Origin of the sequence: Paenibacillus xylanivorans (genome assembly GCF_001280595.1) — a bacterium.
Taxonomy (GTDB): domain Bacteria; phylum Bacillota; class Bacilli; order Paenibacillales; family Paenibacillaceae; genus Paenibacillus; species Paenibacillus xylanivorans.
The window spans coordinates 445484-459365 of the sequence record NZ_LITU01000081.1 but is presented as its reverse complement, the minus strand read 5'-3'; the positions used below and the strand labels follow the sequence as shown (position 1 = coordinate 459365).

General features: G+C 46.8%; 11 protein-coding genes and 1 pseudogene. All 12 read right to left on the bottom strand.

Annotated features, from left to right (window positions below; translation table 11 throughout):
- The coding region (gene yfmH / locus AMS66_RS27850; protein ID WP_236703654.1) for an EF-P 5-aminopentanol modification-associated protein YfmH at positions 1-980 on the bottom strand (980 nt) is incomplete at its 3' end.
- 3 nt (positions 981-983) lie between these two features.
- Positions 984-2264, bottom strand: coding sequence for an EF-P 5-aminopentanol modification-associated protein YfmF (yfmF, locus tag AMS66_RS27845; RefSeq protein WP_053783844.1), 1281 nt, complete (start codon positions 2262-2264; stop codon positions 984-986).
- Positions 2265-2390: 126 nt separating this feature from the next.
- A complete protein-coding gene (gene sleB / locus AMS66_RS27840) occupies positions 2391-3221 on the bottom strand; it encodes a spore cortex-lytic enzyme (protein WP_053783843.1) in 831 nt (276 codons plus the stop codon).
- 187 nt (positions 3222-3408) lie between these two features.
- The gene (locus AMS66_RS27835) at positions 3409-6144 is read right to left on the bottom strand and encodes an FtsK/SpoIIIE family DNA translocase (RefSeq protein ID WP_053783842.1); all 2736 of its coding nucleotides are present in this window, start codon (positions 6142-6144) and stop codon (positions 3409-3411) included.
- Positions 6145-6233: 89 nt separating this feature from the next.
- Entirely contained in the window at positions 6234-6464 is a 231-nt protein-coding gene (locus tag AMS66_RS27830; protein ID WP_053783841.1) for a YlzJ-like family protein, read from the bottom strand.
- A complete protein-coding gene (locus AMS66_RS27825) occupies positions 6461-7234 on the bottom strand; it encodes a ClpP family protease (protein ID WP_330219358.1) in 774 nt (257 codons plus the stop codon). Before AMS66_RS27825 ends, AMS66_RS27830 begins: the two co-directional genes overlap by 4 nt.
- Before the next feature lie 215 nt (positions 7235-7449).
- On the bottom strand, positions 7450-9129 hold the full coding sequence (locus AMS66_RS27820) for a ribonuclease J (RefSeq protein ID WP_053783840.1): 1680 nt from the start codon (positions 9127-9129) through the stop codon (positions 7450-7452).
- Positions 9130-9606: 477 nt separating this feature from the next.
- Positions 9607-10482 (bottom strand): 4-hydroxy-tetrahydrodipicolinate synthase, encoded by an 876-nt coding sequence (gene dapA, locus AMS66_RS27815; protein WP_053783839.1) that lies wholly within the window; start codon positions 10480-10482, stop codon positions 9607-9609.
- 48 nt (positions 10483-10530) lie between these two features.
- Positions 10531-11748: an aspartate kinase gene (gene dapG, locus AMS66_RS27810; protein WP_053783838.1), complete on the bottom strand. Its 1218-nt coding sequence runs from the start codon at positions 11746-11748 to the stop codon at positions 10531-10533.
- A gap of 250 nt (positions 11749-11998) precedes the next feature.
- Positions 11999-12109: pseudogene (locus AMS66_RS34805) on the bottom strand (aspartate-semialdehyde dehydrogenase); the annotation flags it as partial.
- Between the two features lie 61 nt (positions 12110-12170).
- Positions 12171-12767 (bottom strand): dipicolinate synthase subunit B, encoded by a 597-nt coding sequence (locus tag AMS66_RS27805; protein WP_024630269.1) that lies wholly within the window; start codon positions 12765-12767, stop codon positions 12171-12173.
- On the bottom strand, positions 12764-13663 hold the full coding sequence (gene dpsA, locus AMS66_RS27800) for a dipicolinate synthase subunit DpsA (RefSeq protein ID WP_053783837.1): 900 nt from the start codon (positions 13661-13663) through the stop codon (positions 12764-12766). Before dpsA ends, AMS66_RS27805 begins: the two co-directional genes overlap by 4 nt.
- Positions 13664-13882 lie beyond the last annotated feature (219 nt).

Sequence of the window (13882 nt, the reverse complement as noted above, 5' to 3'; positions counted from 1 at the left end):
TCCCCGCCAATAGCAGAAAAAGCATATTGCGGTGAACTGTTATATTCATGTCCAAAGCTGTCCGAAATCAGGTCTTCATCATACAGTTTTTGAAATAGCGCGGTACTGGAACCAAATAGCAAATCCATCATCAGTTTGGTTGTCATATCCCGACGTAACAGGTCTTCTCCAGTAAGTCCCACATCCGTTTCCTTGAAACCAAACAAACATTTGGGCAGGGATACGGCCAATTTGGATTCACGTCTAGCTTCTCCTACTGGCTCAGGTTCCTGTTCAAATATCCGCTCGATTTCCCCTTGAGGCTTGTAATCTTTCTCCGCCTGGTTCGAACGAACCATATCCAGCACTTCCTGCGGATCTACTCCACCCACTACAAACAGAAGCATGTTGCTTGGATGATAAAAAGAGTTGTAGCACGTATACAACGTTTCTTTGGTTATGGTCCCAATGGATTCAACGGTTCCGGCGATATCAATGTGCACTGGATGTTTCTGATACATCGCCTCAATCAAGCCAAAATAAACGCGCCAATCCGGATTATCAGCATACATATTAATTTCCTGAGCGATGATCCCTTTTTCCTTTTCCACATTCTGATCGGTGAAGTAAGGATTTTGCACAAAATCAACTAATGTTTGTATATTTTCATTGACGTATTCTGTCGCTGAAAACAAATAAACCGTCTGGTCAAAACTGGTAAATGCGTTGGCAGAGGCTCCATGAGAAGCAAATGTGGCAAAAATATCGCCAGTCGGTTCCTCAAACATTTTGTGTTCCAGAAAATGAGCAATTCCGTCCGGAACCTTCACTTCTTCCTGTCCTTCAACCTGAAAATGATTGTCAACCGAACCGTATTTGGTTGCAAACGTGGCATATGTTTTCTGGAAACCCGGTTTAGGCAAAATATAAACATGCAGCCCGTTATCCATCACTTCGTAATACAGCGTTTCCTGCAAACGATCGTAAGTTATGCTCTCCACCGACTATTCCCCCTTCTCATCACGCAAGAAATAAATCGTATCCAGACGGAATTGTTCTGCCGCCTCACGAACATTTTCTTTGCTGATCTGTTCTACTTGGGCCAGCAGTTCCTCGGCGGTTCGGTCTTTGCCAGATAACTGCCGATTGAAATCATAAGCGATCAGCTCAAATGCAGAGTCCTGCATTTCCTTAAGCAAATTCCGGATCATCGCCTTGGTCTGAGACATCTCCAGGTCAGTGATATTCCCATTCTTCATTTCATCCAGCTGCTGTTTTATAATCTTGACCGCTTTTTCGTAATTGGGGATTTCAATCCCGGATTGGATCGTTGCAATACCCTTATGTCCGTCATAACGGGAAGAGGCATAATATGCCAGACTTTCTTTTTCGCGAACATTAACAAACAGCTTGGAATGAGGATATCCTCCGAGAATACCGTTATACATCAATGCTGCTGCATACTGCGGATTACTATAAGTGATTGACGTACGAAGTCCCATATTAAGCTTACCCTGATTAACATTTAGCCGTTCTACCACGGTTTCCACTTCTTTATCTCCACGAACAGCTTCCCCTGTGTGATAGTCGGAAGAGGTCACACGGTCTACATTGAAATATCGCTGTACCAGGCTCTCTACCTCTTCCAGCGTGGTATCGCCCACTACATACAAGTCCATACTCGCCTGCTGTAACCACTCGTGGTACGAAGCTGTCAATGTTTCTGGATCAATGCCCGGCAAATCTTTGCGCTCACCAAGCGGGTGCAAGCGGTAAGGTTCGTTTTTACACATCTCCTCAATGCTGCGCTCCGCTGCATAACGCATCTTATCATTGACGATGGATTCCAGCATTTTGCGAACGGTCTCCCGTTCAGCATGTACATAAGAGGTTCGGAAATGACCATCCTCCTGTGCAGGGCGTGTGAGCACCTCTCCAAGGAAAGCAAAGGAACGATCCAACAGCTGCTCGTCTCCGCCAACAAAGGAATCATTAATGGTGTCCATACGGAACTGTACGATCTGGTAATCACCACGTTTATAGACATCAAAGCCAAAACCCGCTCCATACAAATGTTCCAACTGTTCACGAAATTGCGTTGTTTCCGGATAAGATTCGGTCCCGCGCCGAAGCACGAAAGGTGTTAAGGCTACTTTGGTAACCGTATCTTCTTGCAGGGGAACCCCCGCGTAAAGCGATATCGCATATGTCTTAAACCGTTTCGTAGGAAGAACATGTATGCGGAATTCTTTCCGGTTTCCTCGTTCAAATCCTGATGTATTCAAATGTTAAAACCCCTTTACGGCGTCATTTGTTGTGCAATAAGTGAAGCTTAAACGTATCAACCATTTTAACCCATTCAAAAGGCAAGAAGCAACCGAAGTCACGCCTTCTGGTTGCTTCCAAGATCATCACATACAGAATATATGCTGCCCGATTGTTTTCACCTGAGGACGTGTCCAGATCCATTTGGATGTAGCTGTCTTCGGATTAAAATAATAGAGGCATCCACCGGATGGGTCCCAACCATTCATCGCCTGTTCAACTGCTTTTTTAGCTTGTGCATTCGGTTCCAGATAAATCTGGCCGTCTGCAACAGCGGTGAACGCACCCGGCTGGAAAATTACTCCTGACGGTGTATTCGGGAAACTCGGCGATTTAACGCGATTCAGGATAACTGCCGCTACGGCCACTTGACCTTCGAACGGCTCTCCGCGAGATTCACCATATACGGCGTTAGCCATAATTTTGATTTCGTTCTCCGACAACCCCATGGAATTGGCTGAGCCCATATTGTCTTGCTCTTTATCTGCAGTATTGTTATTGCTGCCACTATTTCCTGAACCTTGATCCTTGTGCAACGGCGTTTCTGTTGGCGACCATTGTTTTGAAGCATTGTAAAGTTTCAGCTTGGTTTTGGCTCCAACCACACCATCTGCCTTCATGCCGAATTCAGATTGAAACCATTTTACCGATTTCAGTGTGGTGCTGCCGAAATTACTGTCGATTTTACCATTGTAAAATCCCAAATACTTCAGCCGGCCTTGAAGCTCGTATACATCCTGACCGTAACTTCCATATTTCACAGCATTGGTGCTAAAGGTGGGTAAGGACTTCTCTTCGATCTGAGGAGTACTTGGGTTTGGACTTTCGGTTGCTGTATTCCCAGGAAGCAAATAACGAATTCCCAATGCGGACATCAGCAAAATAGCAGTGAAAAGCCATATGTTCATTTTTTGCATCGACTGTCTTCTACCTTTCTCTTGTGGGATTAACAGAATCGCTAAGGTTATTATGACAAGCATACTTCGTTCCTATGCACCAAATCCTCCGATCATTGGACATCATGGCAAATCTTCAGTCCAATGGCATGCAAAAAGCCCTCAACCAATAAGGTTAAGGGCTTTAATCGTTTACACATGCTGTGTATTACGAGCTTATTTTATTCTGCTGATACTGCTCCAGCGAAATCAGTACTTCCCTTGGTTTGCTACCCTCGTAAGGACCAATTACACCTCGGGCTTCCATGGAGTCAATCAAACGTGCGGCACGAGTATAACCTACTCGCATTCGGCGTTGCAACAGAGAAACCGAGGCTTGCTTCGCCTCCAAAATAATCTGCACTGCCTGTTCATATAACTCATCCTGCACTTCATCTGCTGCCTGAACGGAATCATCCACCTCAGGCACAATGGATTCGTCATACTGCGCTTCACCTTGACCACGCACGTAATTCACGATGTTTTCAACTTCCTCATCACTCATGAAAGCTCCTTGTACACGCACTGGCTTCGAGGCTCCCATTGGCATGAACAGCATATCTCCACGACCCAACAGTTTCTCGGCCCCACCCATATCCAGAATTGTTCGGGAATCCACTTGAGACGATACACCGAAGGCAATCCGGGACGGGATGTTGGCTTTGATTACACCCGTAATAACATCCACAGAAGGGCGCTGTGTGGCAATAATCAGATGGATACCGGCTGCACGCGCCATCTGAGCCAATCGTGCAATCGCGTCTTCCACATCACCTGCTGCAACCATCATCAGGTCCGCCAGCTCGTCCACGATAACAACGATATAAGGCAAAACTGCCGCTGGATTATCCTTCATGAGATTGTTGTAACCTTCAACGTTACGTGTACCCGATTTGGAGAATAGCTCATACCTTTTCTCCATCTCAACGACGATCTTTTTGAGAGCGAGTGAAGCTCTTTTCGGATCGGTTACGACAGGTGCCATCAAATGCGGAATACCATTATATACGTTCAGCTCGACCATTTTAGGATCGACCATCAGAAATTTCACTTCATCCGGCTTCGCTTTGTACAGGATGCTGGTAATAATACCATTGATACATACGGATTTACCTGAACCCGTCGCACCAGCAACCAGCAAATGGGGCATACGAGCCAGATTACCGATGATTGTCTGTCCAGAGATATCCCGTCCAAATGCAATAGTCACTTTGGATTCGGCTTCCTGGAATGTGGCAGTCTCCATGACCTCCCGCATCGTTACAACGGATACCTCTCCATTCGGCACCTCAATACCGATAGCGGATTTGCCGGGAATTGGCGCTTCCATACGGATATCCTTTGCCGCCAGGGCTAATGCAATATCGTCTGTCAGACTTACAATTCTGCTGACCTTCACACCTATATCAGGTTGGATCTCATATCGTGTAACAGCAGGCCCTCTGACCACTTCAAGTACTTTGGCGCGAACACCGAAGCTTTCCAGCGTTGCTTCCAGCTTCCGTGCAGTCTGCATATAATCCTTCTGGTCGCCACCCTTGCCTCCATTGTTCGGCTTGGAAAGAAGTCGGAACGATGGAAGTTTATAAGGTTTCGGAGGTGGTGGAGGCGGCTTAACAGGCTGCACTTCCTGCCCCTCCGTATCCGAAGCAACCGAACCTTGAGCCGCATTGCTCAACGCAGAATTAACGTCTGAACTAGCCTCAGCATCATCCATCACATCTGTTCCAGCATTCGCTACTCCAGGCCACTCATTGTTATCCACAAGTTCATCTGAGATCTTAATTGGAAGCTCTTCTCCCTGCATGTTATCCGTTAGATCATCTGGGAAAGGATACGCATCATCCAGATCATCATCTTTACTCGCATCCTCGGATCTGACATGTTCGAAGAAGTCACGGATGATTGGAGCCGAATTAGGTCTTGATTGCACAGGAACTGTCTCGGGAGCCAACGCATCTGATGCGATAATTGGCTGGTCATGCCATGAATCTGCAGGCTTTTCCCGCTCAGCTCGGTAGACAACATGTTCTGTGTCTAAAGAATCATCCCGATCCAACTCACGCTCAGTCTTCGTCCGTTCCCGATCAGAGCCCCATTTTCCAAACAGTTGGAAAAATATTGGCGCTTTTCGTTTCGGTAGTTGCTGATCCTGCATTTCATCGTCATCATCTTCCTCGTCGTCCACTGGAACAGGCACCACTTTGCGGACATTCCCGTTTTTCTTGCCCGCAGAGCTTGAAGCAGCGCGTGCTGCCGGTCTAGCCTCCAGCTTTTTGTACATCGCACTTCCTGCATCCCATATCTTGGTTCTGAAAATGCGAATCAGATCGACATAAGAAAGATTGGTAACCAGCATGAAGCTGATAATGAACATCACGATCATAATCAATCGTGCCCCCAAGCTGCCAAACAACCACAAGAACAAGGCAAATTGCGCCGCTCCTATATAACCGCCGCTAATGTCCTTATTGAGCATCGAATCCCGTTCGCCTGGCGCAGCAGGCGTAAGCAGCTCGGTTTGCATATCATTATGTATCTGTGTAATTACAGCACCAGGCTCAAGGGCTCCAACCGGTATAAGCTTCTGGTGCATGGCAGAGACGGTACTCATCAGGGTTAAGGCAAACACCAGCAAAACGAGCCCTGTCTTGCGCGTTGTCCAACCGCTTGGCCATTTTCGATGAATCATCACCATTAAGCCATAATAAATCCCTATAAGCGGAATCGCAAAATAGAACTTGCCAAGCATCAATCCAAACATCTTGGAAAGCGATCGTCCTACGGTTGCTTCGCCCGACAAAGCAATGACGGCAAGGGTTATAAGCACAATGCCGTAAATTTCATATTTTAAAACGCCGCTAAACGCTGCAGCCTTTTTTTTCCTCTTTTTTCTTCTGGCCAAAATCAGGTCACCCCCAGAAGAATATTATACCATACAAATATAATCCGTACATATGTTCTTTTTTGCTCAATTTGTCTTATTTCGTCGCGTTATGTTGGTCCCGGGTTACCTGAAAGCGGAACGATAGATCCGGGCATATTGGCGGGATTCAGATAAGCTTCCAAGGGGCATTCAAGCAAACGTACAATGACAGCCTCATTGTCATTAACAGGTCTGACCTGCATCAATAATCCATTCATCTTGATCTCCCGTGTATCTTCTCCCTCATTCCACATCCCTGACCACAGCAGTTCAGGCGGCATCACTGTGTAGAGTGTCATTGGGTATAACCTCCTGCCTGCAACGTCTGTCTTTTGTCTCCTATAAGCTGATTCAACTGGGCGATGGCCTGACCAATTCCGCCTATGGCATCCATCAATCCATATTTGACCGCATCTGCACTTCCCACAGCTGTTCCGATATCGCGGTTGAGCTCACCTGTCTTAAACATCAGTTCCTTGAACATGTCTTCAGAGATATTCGAGTGTGACGTAACAAATCTCACGACACGTTCCTGCATCTTCTCCATGTACTCAAACGTCTGAGGCACGCCTATCACGAGTCCGTTCATACGGATCGGATGAATGGTCATTGTTGCACTACTCGCGATCAGGGAATAGGTTGAGGCAACCGCGATCGGAACCCCGATGCTATGCCCTCCTCCAATGACGACGGTAACCGTAGGTTTGCTGAGTGAAGCAATCATTTCGGCAATAGCCAAGCCCGCCTCCACATCCCCTCCTACCGTGTTTAAAATGATCAGAATGCCTTCGATTCGCTGGTTCTGCTCTGCTGCAACCAGCTGCGGAATGATGTGTTCATACTTTGTTGTTTTGTTTTGCGGAGGTAAAATTAAATGCCCTTCCACCTGACCTATAATGGTCATGCAGTAAATATTCGATTCAGCTGCGGGTGACTGCGTTTGTCCAAATTGCTGGATAGCCTCCGTTACAGGAGACATGGTCTTCTCCTCTTGTGCAGGTACTTCCGGTGCCTCGGTGCTTGGTTGTTCCGATTTCGGTGTTTGCTTGTTTTTCATATATTCACTCATTCGATTAATCCCCTTCTCCAGAAACATGTAATGTATTTCCTTAGTATGGGGAATGTTTCAGCTGCCTTATACCCGATTAATCATCAATTTCTCCATAATCTGGTTTAGGGCTAAAAAACAACAAAAAAAGCCCCTTCTCTACGAGGAACCGTCCAATATTACTCGTAGAGAAGGGGCGACTGTGTGCCTGAATTTATGTTTTTGTTTGGTTTATTTTAAACTTCCATAATGATTGGCAAAATCATCGGTCTACGACGAGTTTGCTCATACAAGAAGCGTCCGAGTGCATCTTTAACATTCGTTTTGAGTGAAGCCCATTCGTTAACGTTCTCACTCATCAACTTCTGCAATGTGCTGCTGACGATGCGATTGGCTTCATCAAGCAGTCCTTCCGATTCGCGTACATAGACAAATCCACGGGAGATAATGTCCGGACCGGAAACAATTTTGCCATCCTGTTTGCTCAGTGTTACTACGACAACCAGAATGCCATCCTGTGACAGCAATTTACGGTCACGCAATACGATGTTACCTACATCGCCTACACCCAAACCGTCGATCAACACGTTACCTGCAGTAACTTTACCTGCCTTGCGTGCTGCTCCGCCTTGAATTTCTACTACTTCACCGATATCCGTAATGAAAATGTTGTCTGGATCAATACCTACAGATTCAGCCAGTACCGCGTGGCGGCGCTGCATACGGAATTCACCGTGAATCGGCAGGAAGTATTTCGGTTTCATCAGGTTAAGCATCAATTTCAGCTCTTCCTGGCTACCGTGACCGGATACGTGAACGCCACTGTTTGCTCCGCTATAATGCACGTTGGCACCCAAACGGAACAGCTCATCAATCGTACGGCCTACATATTTCTCATTACCCGGAACTGGTGTTGCCGCGATAATTACTGTATCACCGGGCAGAATATCTACCTTACGATGAGTTGAACGAGCCATACGTGTCAATGCTGACATCGGCTCGCCTTGGCTACCTGTGCAGAGAATTACTACACGGTCAGCAGCCATTTTGCCTACTTCTTCCGGCTCAATGATCATGCCGTCTGGAATCTCAAGGTAACCCAGTTCAGAAGCAATACCTACCACATTTACCATACTGCGTCCAATAACTGCGACTTTGCGTCCAGTTACTTCAGCTGCATTGATCACCTGTTGAATCCGGTGTACGTTGGAAGCAAACGTTGCTACAACGACACGTTGACTTGCTTTGCGGAAGATATCTTCCAGAACGATACCCACATTTTTCTCCGAAGGTGTAAATCCAGGTTTCTCTGCGTTGGTACTGTCGGACAAGAGGGCGAGTACGCCATTGGTTCCGATCTGTGCCATACGCTGGAGATCTGCATATTGACCATTGACTGGAGTGTGGTCAAATTTGAAGTCACCTGTATGAACAACTGCGCCTTCCGGTGTTTCGACACATACGCCGACGGAATCCGGAATACTATGGTTAGTAGCGAAGAACGTTGCTTTCAATACAGAGCCGAGTTGGATCTCGGAATCCGCATCAATCAGGATGCGTTTTGTTTCACCCAGCAAATTGGCTTCTTTCAGCTTGTTCTCTACAAGTCCGAGAGTTAGCTTTGTTCCGTATACCGGAACATTCAAGTGTTTCAGAACATATGGCAGACCGCCGATATGATCCTCATGTCCGTGAGTCAAAATAATTCCTCTTACTTTGTCACGGTTTTCAGTCAGATAAGAAATGTCAGGAATGACAATGTCGATTCCAAGCATATCTTCTTCCGGGAATTTAAGACCAGCATCTACGACTACAATGTCGTTCGCGTATTGGATGACGTACATATTTTTACCAATCTCGCCTACGCCGCCCAATGCAAAAATCATCAGTTTATCGTTGTTATTTTTCTTAGACAAATGAATCTAAACCTCCTATGGTAGTTGGACGTCGTACCTTATTATTTTATTGTAAGTTAAGAAAAGCAGTCCATTACACCCATGCCCGTAAATAGGGATGAATGCAAAAGAGCACCTTTATTCACGATATTTGGAAGAAGTTCTTCGAAGTTATTCCCCTTCTCCAACAAGATGGATTTTGAAATGATCCTTCTTAGCCGTTCCTTCCTTTTTCACCACAAAGCTACACCAAGAAACGATGTCGCTTTCAATTTCAAAAAAATACCGCACCCAGTCACTTGACATCATTATACATGATTAAAAACAAAAAAAACAAGTCACTCTCTCGTTAACCCCCCCGTTCGCCTACAGTTGTGAAAAGAAACCTAACAATCATCGTCAAAAAAAGAACCGCCTCCTCTTAAACGCGGAGCGGTTCTTCTGTAATTTTTATGGGTTTATAAAAGTTAACAAATCAGTTCCATATCCGTATGGTTGCTAATTAAACAGGGTACGAATAAAATCTTGTTCATCCTCTGTTGGGGCAATAAGCGGAAGACGTACGGATCCTACGTTCAGACCTCGCAATGTAAGAGCGTATTTCACCGCTACAGGGTTCGGTAAAGGCTGCGGGCACTCGAACAGACCTTTGAACACTGGAAACAGCTTCTGATGCATCTGAGCCGCCTGTACAGGCGCCCCACCGAAGAACGCATCAATCATTTGTTTCATCTCAGCACCTACCACATGACTAGCAACGCTAACAATCCCATAAGCACCTACAGCAATGGCAGGCAAGCCAGCAGCGTCATCACCGGAATACACCCTAAACTGATCCGGTGCACCCGCAGCAATCTGCGCGACTTGCTCCAAAGATACACATTCCTTCGTAGCTACAATGTTAGGAATCTGAGCCAAACGAAGCGTTGTTGCAGCCGAAAGACTGGCTGCCGTACGTCCAGGAACGTTATAGAGCATAATTGGCAGTTTCGTCGCGTTAGCGATCGCTTCAAAATGTCTAAACATTCCCTCTTGACTTGGTTTGTTGTAATAAGGAACAACCAGCAAAACCCCATCTACACCAGCACGTTCAGCGTCCTGAGTCAGATGGATTGAATGGGCGGTGTTATTGCTACCTGTTCCGGCAATGATTTTGCACCGTCCAGCCGCATGTTTTACAGCGAATTCGAATAGCTCTACTTTTTCTTCGTCGCTAAGCGTGGGAGATTCTCCAGTTGTTCCGGAAACAACGAGCGTCTCAGACTTTTGATTAACAATCAAATAGTCTATCAGACGTGCTGTTTCGTCCCAATGAATCCCCCCTTGTTCGTTGAACGGAGTGACCATTGCAGTAATCAATCTTCCAAAGTCCAATTCGATTCCTCCTTCAAAACAGGTCCGGCTCCGCTGACTTCGGCTTCCCTACAAGTGAAGTTCGAATGAGGCGTGAAGCGCCCTCAGAGCTTGAACCATATCTTCTTTTTTCACAAGTACCCAAATCGTTGTATTGGAATCTGCAGATTGCAGGATCTGGATGTCCGCCAGTGTCAGGGATTCCACGATCCGTGCCATAATGCCTGGCACTCCGTTAATACCTCCACCGATGACGGAAACTTTGGCGCATCCGGAAAGACTTTGCGGTTTAAGACCAATTTCCTGCAGCACCTGTATGGCTTTCTCAGAATCACTATCGAAAACGGTATAGACAACTCCCAAGGGGGTAACATTAATAAAATCTACGCTAATCGAATTTTCAGCCATCGTTTTGAACACTTTCAGCTGTAAACGATCTGCACCGCCCGGCACTTCCACCGTTATTTGCGTAACATTACTTACATAGGCAATCCCTGTTACGTATCGGTCGACAATGCCTGTCTGCACATCCTGAAATCCTTCTGGATGCGTAACCAGCGTCCCTTCGCTATCTGCAAAGGTAGACCGTACACGCACCGGAATCTGGGATTGCATCGCAATCTCGACTGCACGGGGGTGAATCACCTTGGCCCCCTGATGTGCCATATTACATATCTCGGCATAGCTCACAACAGTCAACGGGCGAGCGTCTTCCACGATACGTGGATCTGCTGTCAATATCCCATTTACATCTGTATATATGTCCACCATTTCAGCGTGTAATGCTGCACCAAGAGCTGTTGCTGACGTATCACTTCCCCCACGACCAAGTGTCGTAAAGTCACCGTTTTCGGTCTGCCCCTGGAACCCTGTAACAATGACAACACGCCCAACCTGAAGCTGCTCCAGCACACGAACAGGACGGACATCCAAAATTCGGGCATTCCCGAAATTGTCGTCCGTCACAAAACCTGCTTGTGCACCGGTCAGCACTGTAGTTGGAATACCTTCATGTTCGAGCAAACTGCTCAAAGTTGTCGCAGATATAATTTCACCACAGCACAGCAGTAAATCCTTTTCGCGTGCAGATAGTGTATTTCCGTTCTGTGCAGTCCAATCCAGTAACGTATCCGTAGCATAAGGATCGCCGCGGCGACCCATCGCTGACACAACGATGACCAGACTCAATCCTGCCTCAAGTTCACGTTTAACATGACGGAGCACATGCTCTCTCGCCTGAACGGTAGAGAGAGACGTACCTCCGAATTTCTGTACCATGATGCGCATCTTTATTCCTCCATTTGTGTACGCAAGAAGACTGGACACGGGTCAAATCAACAAATGGATCACCCTAGGGAGCGTTCCGATGCGATAATTTCAGCAATTTATACGGCATTTCATGCCGCTCCTCAATTAAGGATTGTGTGGAACAACCCCTTATGAAGGCCGCGGTTGTTATCGAGATCATGACGCACACGTTTCCTGTGCACTCATCCCGCTTGCCTGACCTAATCGCTGCAAGCAGGAATGCCCTTTTAATGAAAGGAACATGGACACAGGTAGCTGTTCTCCAGCATAACGTCCCCATGATTTTCTTTGTCTCTCGAACCATCTTCATTTCTTCAAGCGTATAACCGTTATCCCCGTAACTAAGTCTGTACAGAAACGTGTCTGAAAACAAACGGATGCTACGGTGGACCCAAGAACTATCAAGCCTGTGCAGAACGCTGCACAATCATTGGCTGTAACTGTTTGCCTTCAAGCGCACTCCAGCATGCCTCCGGAATCAGCTCCATTTTAGCTACTAACGAGTTTGGTTTTTTCACCGGATCATCCTGCCCAAATGGCACAAAATACAAATATTTGGCCACAAGCAGCTTGGCGATATTCGCAGCATTTAACCCAAGACCGTCATTTGTGGAAATGGCGAGTACCAGCGGACGCTGATTTCGCATCTGGGCCTTGGCTGCCATTAAAACCGGACTGTCCGTCATCGCGTTAGCGAGCTTACTCGTCGTGTTGCCTGTGCATGGAGCAATTACGAGCACATCAAGCAACTTGGAAGGGCCTAACGGCTCTGCCTCAACAATTGTAGAAATGATATCATTCCCCGTTATATCTTTCAACTGTTTTTGCCAATTTTGCGCTGTCCCGAAGCGTGTATCCGTAGTTAGAACCGAATTGGAAATAATCGGGACAACATTGGCACCTTCGGCCACAAAGCGGCTAATCACCGGCATAACCTCTTCAAACGTACAATGAGAACCTGTAATTGCATAACCTACCGTTTTTCCCTGCCAGTTCATTGTTCAACCTCCCGTGCGTTTTGTTCTTCCAAAAGCAAACGGATTAATACGTCGGCAATTATGCCGCCAGCCGTTTTGGGAGCAACAATGCCGGGGAGGCCAGGCGCAAGCAGCGCTTTGATACCGCGTTTTTCGGCATACCTGAAATCACAGCCGCCAGGAGCGGATGCGAGGTCGATAATGACTGCTTTTTGCGGCATTTTGGACAGGATTTGTGCTGTGATTATCATAGTCGGTATCGTATTAAAAAGCAAGTCAACTTCCCCGGTTTGAGCGGCCAAATCCGTTGTCATGAAAGGCTTCCAGCCCATTATGGCTGCTCGAGCAGCATCCTCTTCGCGTCTGATTCCCACCCGTACATTTGCCCCAAGCCCCTGGAGCGTTTTGGCCATAGTGAACCCTGTTCGACCCAAGCCGAGCACAATGCATTCCGAGCCGTGGATCGTGAAGTCCGTCTCCCGAATCGCCATCGCAATGGCGCCTTCGGCTGTCGGAATGGAGTTGTAGAGCGCGATATCATCACGATCGAGTACTTCAACAAGCCGCAGACCATTTTCCCGGCACAAATCACGTAAAAAAGGCTTCGCCATGCCCGTGAACACAATACAATGCTCCGGCAATGCCGCAACATGTTCCTTTTTCAAAAAAATCGGTGTATCACTGAACGAAGTACTCACTTTTCCCTGATCATCACACCCGACTACAGGAAGCACCAGCACATCTGCCGAAGCAAATACATCGTCCTCCAATTCCTGGTGTTCGATACCCGGAACCGAACGCTCCAACTTGTCGAAACCCACCACACTTACCGTAGCATCCAGCTCTGCGCATTTTTGAATGACTTCAAGCTGCCGCGCATCTCCGCCCAGGACTATAATCCGGACACCGGTCAGCATCGGGACGTCACTCCTTTCACCACATGTATGCCTTATCGTATGCAGTGGCCCACAGGGGGGTGAAACAATAAAATTGAAGCATCCGAAGAAACATTGTCTCTATCGTTCAAAAAAAAGAAAAAAGAGCCGCCCCTCGGGGACGACTCTTCGATAAAATGCTCATTAAATTAAACTGTGAAGCTCTTATTACAGAAGATGTACCTATTTACAGTTTAGTTT